Source organism: Bradyrhizobium sp. BR2003, from assembly GCF_009720285.1.
GTDB lineage: Bacteria > Pseudomonadota > Alphaproteobacteria > Rhizobiales > Xanthobacteraceae > Bradyrhizobium > Bradyrhizobium elkanii.
This window is the reverse complement of sequence record NZ_SMYJ01000014.1, coordinates 33,515-54,363: the sequence shown is the minus strand read 5'-3', so window position 1 is coordinate 54,363 and position 20,849 is coordinate 33,515. Positions and strand designations below refer to the sequence as shown.

Here is a 20,849-nt window from a genome sequence, read left to right as displayed (position 1 = left end):
TTGCGCGCGCGATCGACGTATCGGAATCTGCCTTGTGGTTGCCTGGATCGCCGCCTTCTATGCTGCGGTGTTCCTTGTCTTCGAACGTGGAGCATGGATCGCAATCCTTGCGTTTTGTGGTCTCATCTGCCTGAGTGCATTGATTGTCTGGTTTGCAGCGATGCCGAATAGGCGGAACTTCTCGTCTTTCACGAGAGCGGAATTTCCGATTGAACTGACCCAGGCGATCAAGCAAACCGCGCGACGCAAGCAGGTGTTCTCCATGGTTGGGAAGATCGTGGGGGGCGCCGGGGGGCTGGCTGCGGGTGGTGCCGTGCGTGCCGTCATCGATAGCGATGGCGCTGCAAAAGTTGCAGGGGAGCTATCGAAAGCGCTGCTCGAAGCTGGCGGCGACGTGATGACCGAGACCCTGGCTCACCGTCCGGTGCCCTTACAATCCGAGATGGGGGCCGGATAATTCGCCGGGTCACCCGGCCTTTGCTGGTGCTTTTTCGTGCGTGAGTGGCCTCATGTCCCGCAGAACGTCTGCGTCACGCGCTGCTCGGGGAGCGGCGGATCGGCGTAGGCAGCGAACTGCGGCTGGTCCTCGTAGGGTTTTGCCAGCACCGTCAGCAATTCCTCGAACGGCGTGTAATCATCCGAGTTCACCGCAGCCGCAATCACCGCCTCGATCCGGTGGTTGCGCGGGATGAAGGCCGGATTGACGGCACCCATCGCGGCCTTGCGCTCGGCCGGCGTTTGCGGCTCCAGCGCGAGGCGGGCGCGCCAGCGGGCGGCCCATTCGTCGAACGCCGTGGGATCGGTGAACTGCGCGCGGACGTCGGCGGCGTCATCGGTCGCGGCCTCGCCGAGATGGCGGAAGGTCAGCGTGAAGTCGGCCGCGTTCTTGGCCATCGCGTCCAGCAGATCCTGGATCAAGGCTTCGTCGCCGTCGCGTGTGGTGAACAGGCCGACCTTGGAGCGCAGCCCGGCGTTGTAGGCCGCGGTGAACTTTTCGGGGAATTCGCCGAGGATCACTTGGGCCTGTTCGATCGCCTTCTCCTGCTCGTCCGCGAACAGCGGCAGCAGGCATTCGGCGAGCCGGGTCAGGTTCCACAATGCGATGCGCGGCTGGTTGGCATAGGCATAGCGGCCCATCTCGTCGATCGAGGAGAACACCTGCGCCGGGTTGTAGGCATCGAGGAAGGCGCAGGGGCCGTAATCGATGGTCTCGCCCGAGATCGACGTGTTGTCGGTGTTCATCACGCCGTGGATGAAGCCGACCAGGAGCCAGCGCGCGACCAGAGCGGCCTGCCGCGCCACGACGCCGGCGAGCAGGGCGTGATACGGCTGGGCGGCGTCCTTCAGCTCGGGATAGTGCCTGGCGATGACATGGTCGGCGAGCGCGCGCACGCCGTCGGTGTCGCCACGGGCGGCGAAGAACTGGAAGGTGCCGACGCGGATGTGGCTCGCGGCGACGCGGGTCAGGACCGCACCGGGCAGCGCGGTCTCGCGCATCACGGGCTCGCCGGTGACGACCGCCGCAAGTGATCTGGTGGTCGGGATGCCCAAAGCGAACATCGCCTCGCTGACGATGTATTCGCGTAAGACCGGACCGAGCGCGGCGCGGCCGTCGCCGCGGCGGGAGAACGGGGTCGGGCCGGATCCCTTGAGCTGGATGTCGCGGCGGACGCCGTCCCTGTCGATGACCTCGCCGAGCAGGATGGCGCGGCCGTCGCCGAGCTGCGGAACAAAGTGCCCGAACTGGTGGCCGGCATAGGCCATGGCGATCGGGTCCGCCCCGTCAGGCAGCCGCTTGCCGGCAAGGACTTCTGCGCCCTCCGGCGTCGAGAGCAGGTCGGGGTCCAGCCCGAGCCGGACCGCGAGCGGCCGGTTCAGCTTGATCAGCCCGGGGGAGGCCACCGGGGTCGGCGCGACGCGGGCGAAAAAGTTCGCCGGCAGTGCCGAATAGGTGTTCTGGAACGGGAAATGGATGGTCATATCCCGAAGATAGGCCTGCGGGCCGAATAGGCAAACGATTGGCGGCAAGCCGCCCTAAAATGTGCGGTTTCGGGGCAAAACCGGCCGTTCCCTTGGTTGCCGCACCCGGCCTCGTCGGGTAAACCCTCGGCAACTTCGGGACGGGCCGCAGGGGCTCGCCGATTCGTTTCCTCCGACAATCAGTTTTGGGACTAAAATGCATCGCTACCGGTCACACACATGCGGCGCGCTCCGAGAGGGCGATATCGACCAGACGGTCCGGCTTTCGGGTTGGGTTCACCGGGTCCGCGACCATGGCGGCGTGCTGTTCGTCGATCTGCGCGACCATTACGGCATCACCCAATGCGTGGCCGATCCGGACTCGCCGGCGTTCGCCGAAGTCGAGAAGTTCCGCTCCGAATGGGTGGTGCGGATCGACGGCAAGGTGCGCCGCCGTCCCGCCGGCACCGACAATCCCGAGCTGCCGACCGGCATGGTCGAGGTCTACATCAAGGAGATCGAGGTGCTGGGCCCGGCGGCCGAGCTGCCGCTGCCGGTGTTCGGCGAGCAGGAATATCCTGAAGATATCAGGCTGAAGTACCGCTTCCTCGACCTGCGTCGCGAGAAGCTGCACCAGAACATCATGACCCGCGGCGCGGTGGTCGATTCCATGCGCAAGCGGATGAAGGAGCAGGGCTTCTTCGAATTCCAGACCCCGATCCTGACGGCGTCCTCGCCGGAAGGCGCGCGCGACTTCCTGGTGCCGTCGCGCATCCATCCCGGCAAGTTCTACGCGCTGCCGCAGGCGCCGCAGCAGTACAAGCAGCTCTTGATGATGTCGGGCTTCGACCGCTACTTCCAGATCGCGCCGTGCTTCCGCGACGAGGACCCGCGCGCCGACCGCCTGCCGGGCGAGTTCTATCAGCTCGACGTCGAGATGAGTTTTGTCACCCAGGACGACGTTTTCGCGGCGATGGAGCCGGTGATCACGGGCGTGTTCGAGGATTTTGCCAAGGGCAAGCCGGTCACGAAGAACTGGCCGCGGATTCCGTTTGCGGAGGCCGTGCGCAAATACGGCTCCGACAAGCCCGATTTGCGCAACAAGATCGTGATGCAGGAAGTCTCCGAGCACTTCCGCGGCTCCGGCTTCAAGGTGTTCGCGCGGATGCTGGAAGACCCGAAGAACCAGGTCTGGGCGATCCCTGGCACCGGTGGCGGCTCGCGCGCCTTCTGCGACCGCATGAACTCCTGGGCGCAGGGCGAGGGTCAGCCCGGCCTCGGCTACATCATGTGGCGCGAGGGCGGCGAGGGCGCAGGTCCCTTGGCGAACAACGTCGGCCCGGAGCGGACGGCAGCGATCCGCGACCAGCTTGGCCTCAAGGAGGGCGATGCGGCGTTCTTCGTCGCCGGTGATCCCGAGAAGTTCTGGAAGTTCGCAGGCCTCGCGCGCACCAAGCTCGGCGAGGAATTGAACCTGATCGACAAGGACCGGTTCGAGCTCGCCTGGATCGTCGACTTCCCGATGTACGAGTATGACGAGGAGAACAAGAAGGTCGACTTCTCGCACAACCCGTTCTCGATGCCGCAGGGCGGTCTCGACGCGCTGACGTCGCAGGACCCGCTGACCATCAAGGCGTTCCAGTACGACATCGCCTGCAACGGCTACGAGATCGCCTCCGGCGGCATCCGCAACCACAAGCCGGAAGCGATGGTGAAGGCGTTCGAGATCGCAGGCTATGGCGAGCAGGAGGTCATCGACCGCTTCGGCGGCATGTACCGTGCGTTCCAGTACGGCGCCCCGCCGCATGGCGGCATGGCGGCCGGCCTCGACCGCATCGTGATGCTGCTCTGCGGCACCAACAATCTGCGCGAGATCTCGCTGTTCCCGATGAACCAGCAGGCCATGGACCTGCTGATGGGCGCGCCGTCGGAAGCAACGCCGAAGCAGCTCAAGGAGCTGCACATCCGCACCAACCTGCCGGCGAAGAGCTAGGCAGCTCTTCACCTCGCCCCGCCTGCGGGGAGAGCTCGGATTGCATCGTTAGATGCAATCCGGGTGAGAGGGTCTCCGCGAGTCCGTTCGACAGCGATTTTTCAGAAGCGGCCCCTCACCCTGACCCTCTAAGAGCGAGCTTCGCTCGTCTCGACCCCGTAAGAATGGGGGAGAGGGAAAAGCAGGTAAGGGCCCAGCAATCACAACCCCGTCGAAGCCTCGATCCGGAACTGCGCCAGCGCCGACTGCGGATCGGTCTTGAGCAGCTGCATCAATTGAAGCGCCGGCGCTTTCGCGCGCGGGGTCAGCTTGATGACCAGCGTCTGTCCCGGCGTCTCGATGAACTGGCTGATCGCGGTGACGAGCGCCGTGACATCGGCACCGCTTCCGCTGACCGCTTCGCTCTGCGCCTTGATGCTGTTGAGGACGGCATTACGCGCCTCGTCGCGGCTGATGTTCTGCGAGCGCGCGTACTGTGCGATGGCGAGATCGATAACGCCGAGGTCGTGGACCGTGAGTTCGATCGTGCTGGCTTCGATCTGCACGGCCGCGCCCATGGATTCCGCGGCGCTGGTCGAGAATGCCTCGCGCGGCACGTTGGCGAGCGTGAGCTTCGCCGACGCGTTCAACAGGCCCGCCATGTCGAGCTTGACCGGTTCGAGCGCGAACGAACGTGATGCCTCGGTCCAGGCCGCGCCGAGATCGGCATCGATGGCCATCCGGTCGATCCCGGCGGCGACCAGCGCCTGTTGCCGCGGATCGGCCGCGTCGAGCGGCGCCGCCATCTTTGCGACCAGGCGCAGCTTGCTCGGGATCGATCCGACGAACTGGCCCCAGTCGAGACTGAAGACATCGATGTTGATCGGCTTGCCGGTCGCCTTGTAGGTCGTCGCGACACCCTTGAGCTCGACGCCCTCGATCAGCGGAATCAGCGCCAGCGCCTGTTCCGGCGACGGCTTCTGTCCGGCGAACTGTGCCGACAGCCGCATGAGGTTGGCGACATCGAGTGACTTCAGCGCAAAGCGTCCGACCTTGAAGGGCCCCTGTGGCGCGCGCCCATCGAGCCCTTCGACGGCAAGCACGCCGATCTTGCCGTGTTCGAAATTGAATCGCACGGAAGACAGCTTGAGCGGCCCCTGCGGCGTCTCGAATGCCAGCCCTCGTACTTCGGCATTTCCAATTCCGGCGCCCGAATAGAGGCCGGCGACCTTCTCAAGCAGTTCACGCGCCTGGGCCGGAGACGGCGCCGGGCTCCCTTGGGGTGGGATCATCGCGAGCAATGCCGGGAGCTGCATCTTTGACGGGTTGACCCTGACGTCGTCGACGGTCGCGCCATCGATCCGCACGTTGAAGCCAGGCGTGGCGGTCACGGCATCAGGCGCCACGCTGATCACATAGGGGCCGACCGAAACGTGGCCCTGAATCCGGTATTCTCGATCGTCATTGGCCTTGGCCGGATCGAACATCGCCGCCATCGCACCGAGGTCGATATCGGTCGCGGCGATATTGGCGAGGTCAGTGGTCATCTTGACCGGCTTGCCTGCCGACTGCGAATTGATCCTGTACGCAAGCTTGTCGGTTTTGCTCGACTCGATCTTTCCGTTCTTCATGTTTTCGATGGCAAGGCCCGAGTAGTCGAACGTGCCACCGGCGCCGTCACCGGCGTGCGCGGCGGCGCTGAACGTCATCGTTCCGGTCAATGTGGGCGCGCTCACCGACGATGCGTTGATGCCCGCGAGCTGGGCGAATGCGAACCGGTAAAGCTCGAAGATCGACGACGAGGCCGGAAGCTGGGGCAGGCTGGCGGGGCCGGAATAATCCTTCACCGTGATCCGCGGCGCCTTGTAGGTCAGTGAGGTGATCGTCGGGGTAGGTCCCGCCACGCCGATCTCGACATCGCTGAACTCGACATTGCCGGCGGAGACCCGTGCCGCGTCGGTTTGACCGAGGCCGGTCATCGTGAGACTGGCAATCTTGACGCTGACCGGGGATTGCGTCCCCGACTCGGTGGCGACGTCCGCGATCGTCAGGGTGCGGCTCCTGGTGTCGAATGTGATCTTGCCGTGGCTCGCCTTGGCGCCGGTGGCACGGACCTGCTCGAAGGCGGCCTCGACGTCGCGGGTGACCCGGCGCTGGGCGTAGAAGTCGAAACCGAAGAAGCCGGCGGCCGCGATCACAACCACGGCGATCAGGCCGAGCAGAATTTTCTTCATTCGGTCAACTCCGGATCATCAAGGGAAAAAAATTGCCAATACCGGCCGAATGGCGCGGGGAGGGGCAGGCGTCGATGAACGGCCGGCCCGGGCCTGTTGACGGGGACATTATCCGATGTTGCATCCAAGCGGCTGGACATGCTTCACATCCGGCTCGATTTGCCGGACAAATGACTTTCGCCTGGATTAGCACAGAAACAAGAAATTTGGGCCGGAAACGCGGGGAGCACGCATGTCGTCATCGTCTGAAGAACTCCACAACGCGGCGCTCGCCTACCATCGGCTGCCGCGGCCGGGCAAGCTCGAGATCCAGGCGATCAAGCCGCTTGCCAACCAGCGTGACCTGGCGCTGGCCTATTCGCCGGGCGTGGCCGCCGCCTGCACCGAGATCGCCAAGAACCCCGCCGAGGCGGCGACGCTGACCGCCCGCGCCAACCTCGTGGCCGTGGTCTCGAACGGGACCGCGGTGCTCGGTCTCGGCAATATCGGCCCGCTGGCCTCCAAGCCCGTCATGGAAGGCAAGGCGGTGCTGTTCAAGAAATTCGCCGGCATCGACGTGTTCGACATCGAGATCAAGGCCGACACGATCGAGCGCGTGGTCGAGACCGTCGCCGCGCTGGAGCCGACCTTCGGCGGCATCAACCTCGAGGACATCCGCGGACCGGAATGCTTCGAGATCGAGGCGCAGCTCAAGGAGCGCATGAAGATCCCGGTCTTCCATGACGACCAGCACGGCACCGCGATCATCGTTGCCGCCGCGATCGTCAACGGGCTGTTGTTGAACGGCAAGCAACTGTCCGATGTGAAGATCGTCTGTTCGGGCGCGGGCGCCGCTGCGATCGCAACCCTCAATCTGCTGGTCTCGATGGGCGCGCAGCGCAAGAATATCTGGGTCTGCGACATCGACGGCGTGGTCTATGAGGGCCGTAACACCACGATGGATCGCTGGAAGGCGGTCTATACCCAGAAGACCGACGCACGCGTGCTCGCCGACGTCATTCCGGGCGCGGACATTTTCATCGGCCTGTCGGCGCCTGGCGTGCTGAAGCCCGAAATGGTCAAGCAAATGGGCGACAAGCCGCTGGTGATGGCGCTTGCCAATCCGGTGCCGGAGATCATGCCGGATGAGGCGCGTCTGGCGCGTCCCGACGCGATGATCTGCACCGGCCGGTCGGACTTTCCGAACCAGGTCAACAACGTGCTCTGCTTCCCCTTCATCTTCCGCGGCGCGCTTGACGTCGGCGCCACCGCGATCAACGAGGCGATGAAGCACGCCGCGGTGGACGCGATCGCGCAGCTCGCGCGCGATCCGCCGTCGGATGCGGTGGCCCATGGTTTCGAGAGCGGTGAGACCCAGGGGTTCGGCCCGGGCTCGCTGATCCCGAGCCCGTTCGATCCGCGCCTGATCCTGCGCATCGCGCCGGCGGTGGCCAAGGCCGCGATCGAGTCCGGCGTCGCGACCCGGCCGATCACCAATTTCGACGAATACGCTGCCAATCTCGAACGCTTTGCCTTCCGCTCCGGCCTCACCATGAAGCCGGTGTTCGCCAAGGCGAAGACCCAGCCGGTGCGCGTGATCTACGCCGAAGGCGAGGACGAGCGCGTGCTGCGCGCGACACAGGTGGTGCTCGAGGAAAAGCTGGCGCGGCCGATCCTGGTCGGCCGGCCATCCGTGGTCGAGACCAGGATCAAGCGCTTCGGCCTGTCGATCAAGGCCGGCCGCGATTTCGACCTGATCAATCCCGAGGACGATCCGCGCTACCGTTCCTATGTGCAGTCCTATATCGACGTCGCCGGCCGGCGCGGCGTGACGCCGGAGGCCGCGCGTACCGTGGTCCGCACCAACAATACGGTGATCGCGGCGCTTGCGGTCTCGCGTGGCGAGGCCGACGCGATGCTGTGCGGCGTCGAGGGCCGCTACATGAGCCATTTGCGCCATGTCCGCGAGATCATCGGCTTCCTGCCGGGTGTCAGCGACTATGCCGCGCTGGCGCTGATGATCACCTCCACCGGCGCGCATTTTCTGGCCGATACCCAGGTGCGGCCGAACCCGAGCGCGGAGGAACTCGCCGAAGTGGCGTCGCTCGCGGCGATCCACGTCCAGCGCTTCGCCTTCAAGCCGAGGGTCGCCTTCGTGTCACATTCCGACTTCGGCAGCTATGACACGGATTCCTCGCGCAAGATGCGGCGGGCGACCCAGCTCCTGAAGGACAAGCATCCGGAGATCGAGGCAGACGGTGAAATGCAGGGCGACACCGCGCTGTCGGCGGCGGCGCGGCGCCTGGTGCTGCCGCAGTCGCGGCTGGAAGGCGAGGCCAACATCCTGATCATGCCGAACCTCGATGCCGCCAACATCGCCTACCAAATGATCAAATCGCTGGCGAACGCGTTGCCGGTGGGGCCGATTCTGATCGGTCCGGCGCGCCCAGCGCACATCCTCACCCCCGGCGTGACGGCGCGCGGCATCCTCAACATGACGGCGGTGGCCGCCGTCGAAGCCCAGGAGCGCGCCGGCCGCGCGCAGCCGACGCTGTTCGGCTGACGGCCGTTGTTTGAGCACGTTATGTTCGGAAAGCCGCAGCGCGGTTTTCCGCATCGTGTTTGAGCCGAGATGGATTCGATTTGATCGAGGCAGGCGGAGCGACCATAATCGCTGCGCCTGCTTCGTCCGATTTCTGCCATCCAGTGAGGCCGACCCATGCCAGCGTTCATCACCTTCGGGCGGATCCTGTTCGCCGTGCTGTTCCTCTATTCGGGCGCGAGCAAGCTGTTCGGCATCCAGGCGACGGCGGATCTGCTGGCGGCCAAGGTGACGATCCCGGCCGTGGTCGCGCCCTATACGCAGCAGATCGAAACCTCCGTCGGCATGCCGTTCATGCAGCTCTTGGCAATCGTGATCGGTGGCTTCGAGATCGTCGCGGGGCTGATGATCGCGGTGAATGTGCTGGCGCGGTTCTTCGCGATCCTCCTGATCATCTTCGTGTGCTTCGCCACCTTCTACTTCCATGATTTCTGGAACCAGCCGGCGCCCGACAACGTCAGGACGCTGATCGATGCGCTGAAGAACCTGTCGCTGATCGGCGCGCTGTTCATCATCGCCGGCTATGGCCGCGGCCCGCGCCGCGACGATCCGGCCTATGGCGACGTGTAGGAGACGATACGGCGTAGGATGGGTAGAGCCGCTTTCAACCCAGGCGCCGCCACGGCGTCACGCTGACATCATGCGCAGTGTCGATCAGCTGCGGCGGGCCGGCGTGCAGGCCGTGCACTGACAGCACCTGCTGCGGAGTGCGGGCGGGGACGCCGGGAAAGCACGGCTCGCCGTCGGGGATGCGCACCTTCGGGGCGACCGAGAGCCAGAACGTATCGTAGCGGTCCATGAACATGCCGAACACGCCGGGGCCGCCGATGATCGCGGCCGTGCCCGAGGTCACGCCGGCCTCGCGGCTCGCCGTCTCGAACGGGCAGCCGGCGGGATTCCACAATAGCGCTTTCGGATTATCGGGGTCGGGCGCGATGGCCGCGACCTTGCGGGTCAGGATCAGGCGCCGCCGCTTCGGCGCGTTCGGCTGCTCTTCCTGGGAGTGACGGCCATGCACGATGAGGTCGGCGCGGTCGAGGGCCGCGGTGAAGAACCGCTTGTCGCCCTCGATCTTGAGATCGTCGGGCATCACATTCCGCGCATTCGCCAGCCGGCCATCGGCGGAGACGATGACGAAGCCTTCGATACGCAGCCCGGGCACCAGGATTGTCGCCGGCGCTATTGCTGATCGACGGTCGTGACGACGCTGTTCACCGGGCGCGAGCTTACGGTCGGCAGCTTGACGTCCTTGGCGAGCTCCTGCTCGTATTGCGGCAGCACCGTCACCGGGAACTTGGCGCGCATCGCGACCACCTTGTAGCCGCCGGCCTTGAGCTGCGTCAGCAGCGTCGGCAAGGCTTCCGCGGTGTGCTTCTGGAAGTCGTGCATCAGGATGATGCCCTTGCCGAGCTTGTTCAGCTTCTTCATCACGGTGTCGATCACCTGCTGCGGCTTGCTCGCCTTGAAGTCGAAGGAGTCGAGGTCGCAGGAGAAGATCGCGATGTTGCGGTTGCCGAGATAGGTCACCATCTCCGGCGGATGCTGCAGCGCCGGGAAGCGGAAGAACGGCGAGGGTGAGGTCTCGAGCGCCCACTTGACCGCGGCGTAGCCGCGCTCGATCTCGTCCTTCTTCTGATCCTCGGTCAGCTTCTTGTTGTTCAGATTGGCGTGCGACCAGGTGTGGGCGCCGACCGTGTGGCCGGCGGCATAGACCTGCCGCAGGATTTCGGGGTGATAGGTCGCGTGCTTGCCGATCGGGAAGAAGATGCCCGTGGTGCATTCATCCGCGAGCGCCTTCAGCACTGCCGGCGTGTTGCCCGGCCACGGGCCGTCGTCGAAGGTCAGTACCACCTCATGGTCGCGCAGGAAGTCGAGCTGCTTGAAATGCTCGAAGCCGAAGCCGGGACCGCCGGTGGTGTCGATCTCGACCGTGCGGCCGACGCCGAGCGCGTTCGGATTGTTGCAGGCGGCGCGCGCCGGCTGTGGCGGTTGCTTCGGCGGAACCGGGGCTGCCGTTGCAGTTGCCGGTGCCGGGGCTGCGGCGGCCGGCGCGGGAGCCGCGGCCGATGGTGCTGCCGGTGCCGCGGCGGCGCCCTTGGCGGGCGGCGTCTGCGACCAAGCTGCGCTCGACGCGAGCAACGATACGGTCCCTGCGAAAATCAGACCTGTCGCAATGCGCATGGCGTGTTCCCTGCTGATCGCGCTCCCGGCGCCGGCAATGCCGCGACCGGGTCGCTTCGCCCCCAACCGATCGTACCCTAGTCGCAGTGGCGACGCCAAGGCAATGAACGTGGCGAGCGCGTGTCCAAAATCCTCGTCGGATCAGTTAATTCCGGGGATTATCGCGATATCTCAGGCGCCCGCCAGTGCCCGTGCGATCCCGGTCTTGATGCGCGTGTCGTCGGGCGCAACCGACTCAGCGAAAACGTCGGCGATGTAGCCGTCGCGGCCGACCAGGTATTTGTGAAAATTCCAGCGCGGCACGTCCTTGGGCCGGGCCTCGGCCGCCCAGCGGTAGAACGGATGCGCGCTCGCGCCGCGGACGATTGCTTTCGCCGCGATCGGGAAGGTGACGCCATATTGATGCTGCGCAGTCTCGGCGATCTCGGTCGGGCCGCCGGGCTCCTGGCCGCCGAAATCATTGGAGGGGACGCCGATGATGACGAAGCCGCGATCGCGGAATTCGGTCCAGAGTTGCTGCAGGCCGGCATATTGCGGCGTGAAGCCACAGAGTGAGGCCGTGTTCACGATCATCAGGGGACGGCCGGCATAGTCGGCAAGTCTGATATCGCCGCCGCCGAGTGCCGGAAATGAGAAGGCGTAGGCGGTGATCCGGCTCATCGCGGGCTGCTCGGCACGAAGCGGGCGGGATCCTGCGGCTACGGCTATCGCGGCCACGATCAGTGTCCTGCGGTCCATCATGGTCTCGTCCCCGGAACAGATGTTCATGGGGATCATAATCCGAAGGGGAGGCGCAGGCTTTCAAGAAGGCGTTATTGCTGGAAGCGGGTAGCCCGGATGGAGCGAAGCGAAATCCGGGATCGATCACCTCAACGCAGCGGCAGGATGAAGTCGGTGCCTTCGCCGGTCTCGCCCTGGTTCACGCCGAGGTCGGAGACGATGATCGATCCGCCGGTGCCGAGCGCTTCGCTGATCCGCGCCATCACGTCGGCCGGAATGGAGATGCGGTCGAGCGCCTCGGCCGGGCTGTTGGTCACCGGCTGCGGCTTGGCCTCGGCGACCGCTGCGGCCGCGACCTTCCGACGATGCGAGGCACGCTCCTCGACGTCGATGCGGGCGGCGTTGCGGGTCGGCAGCGTCACCACCGACCAGCGCAGCAGGTTCGCATCGGTCTTGTCGACTTGCGCGGTGAACACATGCGTGCCGAGTGGCCGGTCGCTCGCCGCAATCGTCACCGGCACCTCGAACAGCGGAGCAAAATTCTGCCGCACATAGAGCTTGGAATCCTTGCGGCTGATGAACACTGCGATCTGGCCGGCGCGCTTCGGCACGTCGATCCTGGCGGTGCCCGGCAGCCGCGCCGGATCCTTCTTGGCGTCGGGCGCATCGGCGGCGGTGGCTGCCTCGGCGGGCTTGGCGGCGTCCTTCGTGGCGTCCGCTTTGGGCTCGTCGGCTTTGGCCTCCGCCTTCACCGGATCGCTTGCGGAGACCTCGCTCTTTGGCGTGTCGGTGCTGGCGGTGGTTTCGCCGATAGTCCTGTCATCCGTGGTCCTGTTGCTGTCGCGGACGGCGGAATTGGCCTCGGCCGGCTTGTCGGCGGCGGCTGTCTCGGCCTTCACCGTCTCGGACTTGTCAGCGGCGATCTTCTCCGCGATGGCGTCGCGCGCCGTGGAAGAGGACGCATCGGACATCGTCACCGACGCACTCGCTGCCGGCATCGCGCTGCTGGCGTCGGCGGTGTGGGTGTTGTCGCGCAGCGACGCGGCGGCATGGCCGACGCTGCTGCGCAAATCGAGACTGGACTGCTTGTCGGCGCCCTTGTCGCTCTTCACACCGAGCGGCGCATCCATCTTCAGGATATCGTCGGCGACCGGCTGTTGCGGCGCCACCTTCTGCGTCACCAGCAGCGGGTGGGAGAAACTCTCCGGAGAGATCGTGCCGGGCGTGACGAACACGCGGGCGCCCATCCGCGTCCAGTTGTACATCTTGACCGCGAACGACATCGGCATGCGGATGCAGCCATGGGAGGCCGGATAGCCGGGCAGCACGCCGGCGTGCATGGCGATGCCTGACCAGGTGATGCGCTGCATATACGGCATCGGCGCGCCGCTGTAGATGTTGGACTGGTGATACTTCTGCTTCTGGATGACGCTGAAGACACCCATCGGGGTCGAGTGCCCCTTCATGCCCGTCGACACCGGGCTCTCGGCATAGAGGCCGTTGGCGTCGTAGATACTGACCCGCTGCCGGTCGATCGAGACCGAGATGATCAGGGGGCCTTGCGGCTTGCTGCCGGCCTCCTTCTCGATCCCCGGATTCTTCTTGGCTGCGTTGCGCTTCGGCTTTTGCCGGTGCGGTTGTGGCAGCGGCATCGGCTCGTAGTCGCCGTAGAAGGCGGAGTCGCGGTTCCAGTAATAGAGCGCTGCATCGGCCTGTGTGGAGGCGGCGACGGTGCCGGCGGTCGTCAGAATTGCAAGCTGCCAGAACCGCTCGTTCGCGAAATCAAAAATCGAAATCCGCCGTCCACCTGCGCGCATATTCCGAATCCCAGTCCAAATTTCCTGTTGGTTGTCGCAGACGCACAACGCGTTCACCAGCGCAAGCGATCTAACCCTTCCGTGAGGGGCGGATTTTCGACGAAAGAGTAACAAAAAAGCCTCACAAGAGGTTAAAGCGCCCGGTCCGATCACCGAACTGTCAGCGCCTTCCTGTGCGGCGTTTGCGCACTACATAGGCGGGACCCACCCCCGCGGAGACCTCAATGACATCGAGATATGTGAGCTTGTGTGACCTGCGACGGTTGTCTCGCTGGGGATGCGCGGTGCTGCTGATGTTGCTGGCTTTGGGGCAGGCGGGTCCGGCGGCCGCGGCCGACGAGCCAGACCTGATCTTCCGCCGCTCCACCGTGTTCAAATGGGTGAGCCCCAACGACAAGCTCGCGACCTATGGCGTCGACGATCCCGAGGTCGAGGGCGTCGCCTGTCACTTCACGGTACCGGAAAAGGGCGGCTTCAAGGGCTGGCTTGGCCTTGCCGAGGAAGTCTCCGATATCTCGCTGGCGTGCCGGCAGATTGGGCCGATCCGCTTCAAGACCAAGCTCGGGCAGGGCGACGACATGTTCAGCAAGCGCCGGTCGCTGTTCTTCAAGAAGATGCAGATCGTGCGCGGCTGCGACGCCAAGCGCAATGTGCTGGTCTACATGGTCTATTCGGACCGCCTGATCGAGGGCTCGCCAAAGAACTCGACGTCATCGGTGCCGATCATGCCGTGGGGCGCAGCCGATGCTGCCGTGCAGAAGTGCGGCGAGTTCATTCAATAGCTGGAGCAGCGACTTGGCCCAGGCGGCTGAGGCGGTGGGCGAGCTAGCGCTCGGTTTGCCCGAACTGCTTCGCGCTGATGCCAAGGCCCGGTTTGACCTTCGAGTCGCGGCAGCCGACGAGGCGGACCAGCTTCTGCGGCGCGCACTCATTGTCGCCCATGACGTAGGCGCCTTGCTGCGGCATCGCGGCCGTCATCTGCTGTTGGCCGGATTTGCTCGCCGCGGATTCATTGCCAACACCTATGTTGCCATTGCCCACGACTGACATCCTTCGTTGGATCGGGAGGGATTACGGCAACGTGCCACCGCGAAGATGGTTGCACGGCGCCCAGATGAGTCGGCCAAACCGCCGCCCGGTTCACCGCCGTCTTGCTGTGCTGCTTCCTCTCTCAGCAGAGGAAAGTTAACAAAGCGCGCTAGCTCGTTCAGTTTGCACGCGTAATTGGCCGCGGCTCCGGCAGCGGCCGGGGTCGGCGTTGGTCGCACGAAGTTTTCAACAGCCTTTTAGCCACGCTCCTGCCGCTGAAATCATTGGTGTTTTCCAGCGAAAGTTTCGTGGGCCGCTGGTCGACGAAACAATTCCGGGTCCGACGAAACCATTTTCGGCTTGTTCCGCAGAACTCCCGAAACGGCAGATCGTTATCAGACCGTCACACAACGGCGCCGAACGCCGAGCGGAATAACGGAGACTGTCAGATGCGGACCATGAGCCTGATCCTCGCCTTCGCCTTTGTGATGGCCGGTTCGTCGATGGCAGGTTCCCCGGACAGCGGTTTGCCCGGTATCGGCACCTTCTCCTATAACGGCTCGCCGGTGGTCACCCCGGCCCCGATGGTGATGGCGCAGGCTAACTGACCGCGACGAAAAAAAGAACTGCCGGTAAAGGCTCTCCCATGGTGCTCCGTATCTGTTCCGCCGCGATGTTGGCATCGCTCGTCCTGATGGGTCCCTTGGCGGGCGCCGCGCAGGCTCAATCCCAGCTCCCGCTCGAATCGATGCAGATCCGCTCGCTGTATCGCGTGCCTGAGCCGCGCGACGAGTTCGTGCGGCAATGTGCGCCGCATATGCTCGGCCGCTGGGCACATCCCGAGGCCGTGTGCGGCTGCCTGCACGACCACGCCGCCGCGACGGTGGACGATCCCGACCTGCGCCAGGCGCTGCTGCGCGGAATCAGTGAGACCGGCGTGCCGACCATCGAGACCGATTGGGTGCCGCCGTCCAAGCAGGGCGAGATCGGCCCGACCTTCACCAAGATCGCCAAGCCGACCCTGCAATGCATGTTCGAGCCGGTCTCGAACTGAGCTGCGCATCAAAGCAATGAGGACCGCAGCGCCTCGCGACAGCGCGGCGTTTTATTTTTTGGCGAGGCGCGGCACGCAGCTGCTGGTCCGCACCACGCCGTTCTGGCTCAGCCTGGAGCCGACGACTTGCTTGATCTGCCCGGCCGGGCACGAGCCGTCATCGACAAGGACGCGCTGGCCGACCCGCAGATCGACGATGTCGCCCTCTCGCATGTAGGACTGCTCTGCTGCGGCGGATTGCGCCATCGCGCCAAGAGCTGCGACGCCGACCAGCGCGACGAATCCCAAGCGCAGCATCGCAGCCTCCTTCACTTGTTCTGGATCTTGAGCCCGTCGGGGCCGACATTGATCTGAAGGCCTTCGGGCTGCTTCTTCGCCTGGTAAAGATTGTAGCCGAGCATGCCTGCGATCACGACCAGAGCGGCGATCACGAGATACAGGACGTTGCGATTTGGCATCCGGTATCTCCGTAAGCGGACACTGGAGCGTTTTCAAGCGAAGTGGATACCGGTTCGCGTGAAGAAAACGCGTCAAAACAACAATTGAGAGCCCGGTTCCGATTCCATCGGAACGGAAGGCTCTGACTGAACGCGCGCGACCTTAGTCAGGTGACTGCGATTCTCCTAGAGCGCTGCGGCTTGGCGGATGGCTTGACCGATGTCCTGCGCGTCACACGCAGCGCATCGAGCGTTGTCTTCGCCAATCGTTCCGCGGACGCGACGAGTTGCGGAACCGGATGACCGGAAAATCCCAGCACGAAGCCAGGCAATCGGCGCGCGCGATGATAGGTCTCGGCGAGCAGCCAGCCGCCGACGCCGGCGTCCGCCTTTGCCTGCGCGGCAATCAGCGGATCGGTCGCGGGATCGAGCCGCGCCACGAGGTGCAGGCCCTGCGAGGGCACGGGAACCGTGAGCTCGCCCTCGGATGCATTGGCAAGCGTCGACGCCAGGGCGTCGCGCGCCTCACGGTAGAGTTTGCGCGATTTGCGCAAGTTCGCCGCGAAGGCGCCGGAGTTCAGCATGTCGGCGACCGCGCCTTCCATCAACGTGGCGGGAAAGCGGTCGAGCGCGGCGCGCGCCGCCGTCACCGGACCGATCAAGGCTTCGGGCAGGGCGCAATAGCCGATCCGCAATCCCGGAAACAGCGTCTTGGCGAACGTGCCCATGTAGATCACGCGGCGCAGATGATCGATGCCGGCGAGCGACAGCAGCGGCGCGCCGTCGTAGCGGAACTCGCTGTCGTAATCGTCTTCGAACACGAACGCGCCGGCGTCCCGTGCCCAGTCGAGCAGCTCGAGCCGGCGCGGCATCGACATCTGCACGCCGAGCGGAAACTGATGCGAAGGAGTGACATAGGCGGCGCGCGCTTGCGACGCGGACGCGCGGCCCTTGTCGATGCGCATGCCCGACATGTCGACCGGCACCGACACCGGACGATAGCCGCAATGCTCGATCGCGCGCCGCGCCGCCGGGTAGCCGGGGTCTTCGCACCAGACCTGGTCGCCGGGCTTGAGGATCGCCCCGAGCACGATGCGCAGCGCATGCAGCGTGCCCGAGGCCAGCATGATCTGGTCGGGGTCGCAGCGCAGCCCGCGCGCCGACAGCAGATGGTCCGATATCGCCGCGCGCAATTCGCTGCTGCCGCGGGGATCGCCGTAATGCAGATGCTCGGACCCGAAGGCGCGCAGCCTGCGGCCGGCAAAGGCGCGGAAGCGCTGCAGCGCGCGCTCATCGATATGCGTGCAGCCGAGCGACAGCGCGTTGTGCTGCGGCGGCTCGATCTCGATCTTGGCGCGTCGCGGCGCGGCGGCCTGGGCCGGAATGCGCGCCGCGACGAAGGTGCCGGAGCCCGTGGTTGCCACCGCAAAGCCGTCGGCGATCAGCCGCTCATAGGCCGTGGTGACGGCGTTGCGGCGGAAGCCGGTCTGCTTGGCGAGCGCGCGCGACGGCGGCAGTGGCTCGCCCGGCTTGACGAGGCCGCCGACGATCGCGTGGCACAGCGCCTGATACAGCCGCTGCTGCGAGGCCGCGCCGGGGGTGACGTGCGGGCCGCCGAGGTCGAGCGGCAGCTCGGCCTTGCGCGCCGCGGGCTCCCGGGAATTGGTCGGAATTTTTCGCATGGAATTGGCACTATCGCAGACCAAATGAGCCGCTACAACTCTGGACAGATTTCCAGATTTCGAAAGGCTCACCGTGACCGAAGGCGCATCCGCTCCGTCCTATCCCATGTCGTCCCGCAACCGGGTGAAGCGCCGCCACGACCGCGGCTTCTACGACCACGCCACCGTGCACAAGATCCTCGACGCCTCGATGCTGTGCCACGTCTCCTACGTGATCGACGGCCAGCCTTATTGCACGCCGACGTTCTTCTGGCGCGAGGGCACCAGGCTCTACTGGCACGGCTCGAGCGCGAGCCGCATGCTGGAGAACCAGTCCGAAGGGCAACGCGTGTGCCTGACGGTCGCCCATCTCGACGGCCTGGTGCTGGCGCGCTGCGGCTTCAACCACTCGGCCGACTATCGCGCGGTGATGGCGTTCGGGTCAGCGTATCTCGTCACCGACCCGGCAGAGAAGGAACGCGCGATCGTCGCGATGGTCGACCGCTTCTTTCCCGAGCGTACCGCGAGCCTGCGCGCCAGCAACAAGCAGGAGATCAAGGCGACCTCGTTCATCGCGATGGAGATCGACGAAGCTTCGGCAAAAATTCGCGCCAAGGGCGTCGCCGACGATGACGAGGATTACGAGTTGCCGATCTATGCCGAACGCATTCCGGTGCGCACCGTGCTCGGCGCGCCGGAGCCGTGCCCGCGGCTGCTCGACGGTGTGACGCGGCCTGCGACGCTCGATGGCTATGCGGAAGGCCGGCTGCTCGAAGATGCATTGCGGGATGCCTATTTTGCGCAATACAAGGCGGAGTGAAATCGGGCTACGCTGCGGCTCCCGCCTGATCTGTTTTCCTGATGGAGCCAAAGCATGACTGCCGAGACGCAACAACGAATCCTTAGCGCCGTTGACGAGGGATTCGATGCGCAGCTTGCGACGACGCAGGCCTTTGTCGCGATCCCCTCGACCCGCGGCGCCGAGGGACCGTGCCAGGACATGATCGGCGATCTCCTGCGCGAGCGTGGCTACGAGGTCGACGACTGGCACATCAATCCCGACGAGCTCAAGGACTTGCGCGGCTTCGGCCCGATCGAGCATGATTTCTCGAAGGCGCGCACGGTGGTCGGGACCTACCGCCCGACCACCAATGCCGGCAAATCGCTGATCCTGCAGGGCCACTGCGACGTGGTGCCGACCGGTCCGCTCGAGATGTGGGAGACGCCGCCGTTCTCGCCCGTCATCAAGGACGGCAGGATGTATGGCCGCGGCGCCTGCGACATGAAGTCCGGCACCATCGCCGCGCTCTATGCGCTGGATGCGATCAGGAAGGCCGGGCTGAAGCCGACGGCGCGGATTCACTTCCAGTCCGTGATCGAGGAGGAGAGCACCGGCGTCGGCGCGCTCTCGACCCTGCAGCGCGGCTATCGCGCCGATGCCTGCTTCATCCCGGAGCCGACCAACGGCACGATGATCCGCTCGCAGATCGGCGTGATTTGGTTCCGCCTGAAGGTGCGCGGTTTCCCGGTGCATGTGTTCGAGGCCGGCGCGGGCTCGAACGCAATCATGGCGGCATATCATCTGGTGCATGCGCTGGAGAAGCTCGAGATCGCCTGGAACGAGCGCGCCAAGGCCGACCGCCACTTCAAGGACGTCAATCACCCGATCAATTTCAATCCGGGCATCATCAAGGGCGGCGACTGGGCCTCCAGCGTGCCGGCCTGGTGCGACGTCGACTGCCGCATCGCGGTCTTGCCGGGCTGGTCGATCGCCGAGTGCCAGAAGGAGATTCTGGCGTGCGTGTCGGCGGCGGCGCGCGATCATCGCTTCCTCTCCAACAATCCGCCGCAGGTCGAATGGTCGGGCTTCCTGTCGGAAGGCTACGAGTTGGTGAACTCCGAGGCACCGGAAGCTGCCTTCGCCAAGGCGCACGAGGTCGTCTATGGCGGCGCGGTGGAAGACCGCGCCTTCACCGCGTTGACCGACACGCGCTTCTACGGCTTGAACCACGACATCCCGAGCCTCTGCTTCGGCGCCACCGGCGCGGCGATGCACGGCTTCAACGAATATGTCGAGCTGGAGTCGCTGCGGAAAGCGACCAAGGCGATGGCGCTGTTCATCGCGGAATGGTGCGGCGTGGAGAAGGCGTAACGCGCTCTGCACATGTCATTGGTCTTGCGCTCGATCGCACAACAAATGCGGAGTCGTCCCGGCGAAAGTCGGGACGACATTGGAGGATCTAGCGCTCTGCCCACAACGCCTTCACGATCGCATCGAGCCCATCGGTCAACGCCGCGGGGCCGGGCTGCAAAATGATCGGCGACTTGATCTCGACGATGCGGTCGTTGCGCACCGCCGGCATGTCGCTCCAGCCCTCACGCTTGCGGATGCGGTCGGGCACGACCTTCTTGCCGCACCAGGACGCCAGGATCACGTCGGGCATCGCCGCACGCACGGCGTCAGGCGTGACGATGCGATCCTTGGCCGCCTTGTGCGCGCGCAGATGCGGCAGCGCATCGGTGCCGCCGGCGATCTCGATCAGTTCGGACACCCAGCCGATGCCGCTGATCAGCGGATCGTCCCATTCCTCGAAATAGACTTTTGGCCGCGGTGCCGGGCGCGGCGTTGCGGCGACCGCGGCCAGCCGCTGTTCGAGACCTTGCACAAGCCGATCGGCGCGGTCGGCGGCACCGACCATCGCGCCCAGGGTGCGGATCATCGCGAGGATGCCAGCGACGTCGCGTTGGTTGAAAACGTGGACGGCGACGCCGGCGCGCACGAGATCGGCGACGATTTCGGCCTGCAGATCGGAGAAGGCCAGCACCAGATCGGGATCGAGCGCGAGGATCTTTGGAATGTCGGCGGAGATGAACGCCGAGACGCGCGGCTTCTCGCGGCGGATCCGCGGCGGCCGCACAGCGTAGCCGGAGACGCCGACGATACGGTCCTGCTGGCCGAGCAGATAGAGCGTCTCGACCGTCTCTTCGGTCAAGCAGACGATCCGGCCAGGAGGGAAGTCGCGCATCGATGACGATATGCAGACTCGGCGGCACGTTGTCACTGATGTCATGACGTCATGGTCGCCATTACCTCGCACGTCATTGCCGGGCTCGATCCGGCAATCCATCATGCCGAGAAAGCTTCTTGCGAAGAACGATGGATGCGCGGGTCAAGCCCGCGTATGACGTCCCGAAAAAACCGGA

General features: G+C 65.1%; 20 protein-coding genes. 9 read left to right on the top strand and 11 right to left on the bottom strand.

The window, feature by feature from the left end:
- The first annotated feature begins 34 nt into the window (after positions 1 to 34).
- On the top strand, positions 35 to 457 hold the full coding sequence (locus E2I15_RS08685; protein WP_137482753.1) for a hypothetical protein: 423 nt from the start codon (positions 35 to 37) through the stop codon (positions 455 to 457).
- Positions 458 to 507: 50 nt separating this feature from the next.
- On the opposite strand, the gene E2I15_RS08680 is transcribed toward E2I15_RS08685, so the two are convergent.
- Entirely contained in the window at positions 508 to 1,980 is a 1,473-nt protein-coding gene (locus tag E2I15_RS08680; protein WP_137482752.1) for a protein adenylyltransferase SelO, read from the bottom strand.
- A 196-nt stretch (positions 1,981 to 2,176) separates the two neighbouring features.
- On the opposite strand from E2I15_RS08680, the gene aspS reads away from it, so the two are divergent.
- Complete coding sequence (gene aspS, locus E2I15_RS08675; RefSeq protein WP_137482751.1) at positions 2,177 to 3,952, top strand: aspartate--tRNA ligase; 1,776 nt, start codon at positions 2,177 to 2,179, stop codon at positions 3,950 to 3,952.
- Positions 3,953 to 4,152: 200 nt separating this feature from the next.
- Here aspS and E2I15_RS08670 read toward each other — a convergent pair whose 3' ends face one another.
- Complete coding sequence (locus E2I15_RS08670) at positions 4,153 to 6,165, bottom strand: aq_1923 C-terminal domain (RefSeq protein WP_137482750.1); 2,013 nt, start codon at positions 6,163 to 6,165, stop codon at positions 4,153 to 4,155.
- A 232-nt stretch (positions 6,166 to 6,397) separates the two neighbouring features.
- Between E2I15_RS08670 and E2I15_RS08665 the strand changes: the two genes are divergently transcribed.
- Complete coding sequence (locus E2I15_RS08665; RefSeq protein ID WP_092086399.1) at positions 6,398 to 8,707, top strand: NADP-dependent malic enzyme; 2,310 nt, start codon at positions 6,398 to 6,400, stop codon at positions 8,705 to 8,707.
- A gap of 156 nt (positions 8,708 to 8,863) precedes the next feature.
- Positions 8,864 to 9,316 (top strand): DoxX family protein, encoded by a 453-nt coding sequence (locus E2I15_RS08660; RefSeq protein WP_137482749.1) that lies wholly within the window; start codon positions 8,864 to 8,866, stop codon positions 9,314 to 9,316.
- A 34-nt stretch (positions 9,317 to 9,350) separates the two neighbouring features.
- Here E2I15_RS08660 and E2I15_RS08655 read toward each other — a convergent pair whose 3' ends face one another.
- The 4 genes from E2I15_RS08655 to E2I15_RS08640 all read right to left on the bottom strand — a co-directional run bounded on the left by E2I15_RS08655 (position 9,351) and on the right by E2I15_RS08640 (position 13,464).
- On the bottom strand, positions 9,351 to 9,908 hold the full coding sequence (locus tag E2I15_RS08655; RefSeq protein ID WP_137482748.1) for a dihydrofolate reductase family protein: 558 nt from the start codon (positions 9,906 to 9,908) through the stop codon (positions 9,351 to 9,353).
- Positions 9,909 to 9,925: 17 nt separating this feature from the next.
- Complete coding sequence (locus E2I15_RS08650) at positions 9,926 to 10,927, bottom strand: polysaccharide deacetylase family protein (protein ID WP_137482747.1); 1,002 nt, start codon at positions 10,925 to 10,927, stop codon at positions 9,926 to 9,928.
- A gap of 171 nt (positions 10,928 to 11,098) precedes the next feature.
- A complete protein-coding gene (locus E2I15_RS08645; protein WP_137482793.1) occupies positions 11,099 to 11,668 on the bottom strand; it encodes a glutathione peroxidase in 570 nt (189 codons plus the stop codon).
- 128 nt (positions 11,669 to 11,796) lie between these two features.
- A complete protein-coding gene (locus E2I15_RS08640) occupies positions 11,797 to 13,464 on the bottom strand; it encodes a L,D-transpeptidase (RefSeq protein WP_137482746.1) in 1,668 nt (555 codons plus the stop codon).
- A 224-nt stretch (positions 13,465 to 13,688) separates the two neighbouring features.
- Here E2I15_RS08640 and E2I15_RS08635 point away from each other — a divergent pair, with 224 nt between their 5' ends.
- Entirely contained in the window at positions 13,689 to 14,246 is a 558-nt protein-coding gene (locus E2I15_RS08635) for a CreA family protein (protein ID WP_026192690.1), read from the top strand.
- A 43-nt stretch (positions 14,247 to 14,289) separates the two neighbouring features.
- Here E2I15_RS08635 and E2I15_RS08630 read toward each other — a convergent pair whose 3' ends face one another.
- Positions 14,290 to 14,514, bottom strand: coding sequence for a hypothetical protein (locus tag E2I15_RS08630; RefSeq protein WP_076832039.1), 225 nt, complete (start codon positions 14,512 to 14,514; stop codon positions 14,290 to 14,292).
- 437 nt (positions 14,515 to 14,951) lie between these two features.
- Between E2I15_RS08630 and E2I15_RS38695 the strand changes: the two genes are divergently transcribed.
- The gene (locus E2I15_RS38695; RefSeq protein ID WP_196238897.1) at positions 14,952 to 15,101 is read left to right on the top strand and encodes a hypothetical protein; all 150 of its coding nucleotides are present in this window, start codon (positions 14,952 to 14,954) and stop codon (positions 15,099 to 15,101) included.
- Positions 15,102 to 15,139: 38 nt separating this feature from the next.
- Complete coding sequence (locus E2I15_RS08625) at positions 15,140 to 15,547, top strand: hypothetical protein (protein ID WP_018271325.1); 408 nt, start codon at positions 15,140 to 15,142, stop codon at positions 15,545 to 15,547.
- 51 nt (positions 15,548 to 15,598) lie between these two features.
- On the opposite strand, the gene E2I15_RS08620 is transcribed toward E2I15_RS08625, so the two are convergent.
- From E2I15_RS08620 to pdxR, 3 genes are all read right to left on the bottom strand, one after another.
- A complete protein-coding gene (locus E2I15_RS08620; protein WP_155262279.1) occupies positions 15,599 to 15,844 on the bottom strand; it encodes a DUF6719 family protein in 246 nt (81 codons plus the stop codon).
- Positions 15,845 to 15,855: 11 nt separating this feature from the next.
- Entirely contained in the window at positions 15,856 to 16,005 is a 150-nt protein-coding gene (locus tag E2I15_RS38690; protein WP_016843044.1) for a hypothetical protein, read from the bottom strand.
- 146 nt (positions 16,006 to 16,151) lie between these two features.
- Positions 16,152 to 17,666, bottom strand: coding sequence for a MocR-like pyridoxine biosynthesis transcription factor PdxR (pdxR, locus tag E2I15_RS08610; protein WP_137482744.1), 1,515 nt, complete (start codon positions 17,664 to 17,666; stop codon positions 16,152 to 16,154).
- Positions 17,667 to 17,772: 106 nt separating this feature from the next.
- Here pdxR and E2I15_RS08605 point away from each other — a divergent pair, with 106 nt between their 5' ends.
- Both E2I15_RS08605 and E2I15_RS08600 read left to right on the top strand, forming a co-directional pair.
- Positions 17,773 to 18,465, top strand: a complete 693-nt coding sequence (locus E2I15_RS08605) for a pyridoxamine 5'-phosphate oxidase family protein (protein ID WP_155262295.1) — start codon at positions 17,773 to 17,775, stop codon at positions 18,463 to 18,465.
- 54 nt (positions 18,466 to 18,519) lie between these two features.
- Complete coding sequence (locus E2I15_RS08600; protein ID WP_137482742.1) at positions 18,520 to 19,797, top strand: ArgE/DapE family deacylase; 1,278 nt, start codon at positions 18,520 to 18,522, stop codon at positions 19,795 to 19,797.
- A gap of 88 nt (positions 19,798 to 19,885) precedes the next feature.
- On the opposite strand, the gene E2I15_RS08595 is transcribed toward E2I15_RS08600, so the two are convergent.
- Complete coding sequence (locus E2I15_RS08595) at positions 19,886 to 20,671, bottom strand: cobalamin-binding protein (protein ID WP_137482741.1); 786 nt, start codon at positions 20,669 to 20,671, stop codon at positions 19,886 to 19,888.
- Between the last annotated feature and the right edge of the window lie 178 nt (positions 20,672 to 20,849).

What these genes read in the sequence shown, in the direction of transcription:
- E2I15_RS08680 (WP_137482752.1), bottom strand. Translation starts at nt 1,980, where the DNA reads ATGACCATCCATTTCCCGTTCCAGAACACCTATTCGGCACTGCCGGCG.
- aspS (WP_137482751.1), top strand. Translation starts at nt 2,177, where the DNA reads ATGCATCGCTACCGGTCACACACATGCGGCGCGCTCCGAGAGGGCGAT.
- E2I15_RS08670 (WP_137482750.1), bottom strand. Translation starts at nt 6,165, where the DNA reads ATGAAGAAAATTCTGCTCGGCCTGATCGCCGTGGTTGTGATCGCGGCC.
- E2I15_RS08665 (WP_092086399.1), top strand. Translation starts at nt 6,398, where the DNA reads ATGTCGTCATCGTCTGAAGAACTCCACAACGCGGCGCTCGCCTACCAT.
- E2I15_RS08660 (WP_137482749.1), top strand. Translation starts at nt 8,864, where the DNA reads ATGCCAGCGTTCATCACCTTCGGGCGGATCCTGTTCGCCGTGCTGTTC.
- E2I15_RS08650 (WP_137482747.1), bottom strand. Translation starts at nt 10,927, where the DNA reads ATGCGCATTGCGACAGGTCTGATTTTCGCAGGGACCGTATCGTTGCTC.
- E2I15_RS08645 (WP_137482793.1), bottom strand. Translation starts at nt 11,668, where the DNA reads ATGATGGACCGCAGGACACTGATCGTGGCCGCGATAGCCGTAGCCGCA.
- E2I15_RS08640 (WP_137482746.1), bottom strand. Translation starts at nt 13,464, where the DNA reads ATGCGCGCAGGTGGACGGCGGATTTCGATTTTTGATTTCGCGAACGAG.
- E2I15_RS08635 (WP_026192690.1), top strand. Translation starts at nt 13,689, where the DNA reads ATGACATCGAGATATGTGAGCTTGTGTGACCTGCGACGGTTGTCTCGC.
- E2I15_RS08630 (WP_076832039.1), bottom strand. Translation starts at nt 14,514, where the DNA reads ATGTCAGTCGTGGGCAATGGCAACATAGGTGTTGGCAATGAATCCGCG.
- E2I15_RS38695 (WP_196238897.1), top strand. Translation starts at nt 14,952, where the DNA reads ATGAGCCTGATCCTCGCCTTCGCCTTTGTGATGGCCGGTTCGTCGATG.
- E2I15_RS08625 (WP_018271325.1), top strand. Translation starts at nt 15,140, where the DNA reads ATGGTGCTCCGTATCTGTTCCGCCGCGATGTTGGCATCGCTCGTCCTG.
- E2I15_RS08620 (WP_155262279.1), bottom strand. Translation starts at nt 15,844, where the DNA reads ATGCTGCGCTTGGGATTCGTCGCGCTGGTCGGCGTCGCAGCTCTTGGC.
- E2I15_RS38690 (WP_016843044.1), bottom strand. Translation starts at nt 16,005, where the DNA reads ATGCCAAATCGCAACGTCCTGTATCTCGTGATCGCCGCTCTGGTCGTG.
- pdxR (WP_137482744.1), bottom strand. Translation starts at nt 17,666, where the DNA reads ATGCGAAAAATTCCGACCAATTCCCGGGAGCCCGCGGCGCGCAAGGCC.
- E2I15_RS08605 (WP_155262295.1), top strand. Translation starts at nt 17,773, where the DNA reads ATGTCGTCCCGCAACCGGGTGAAGCGCCGCCACGACCGCGGCTTCTAC.
- E2I15_RS08600 (WP_137482742.1), top strand. Translation starts at nt 18,520, where the DNA reads ATGACTGCCGAGACGCAACAACGAATCCTTAGCGCCGTTGACGAGGGA.
- E2I15_RS08595 (WP_137482741.1), bottom strand. Translation starts at nt 20,671, where the DNA reads ATGCGCGACTTCCCTCCTGGCCGGATCGTCTGCTTGACCGAAGAGACG.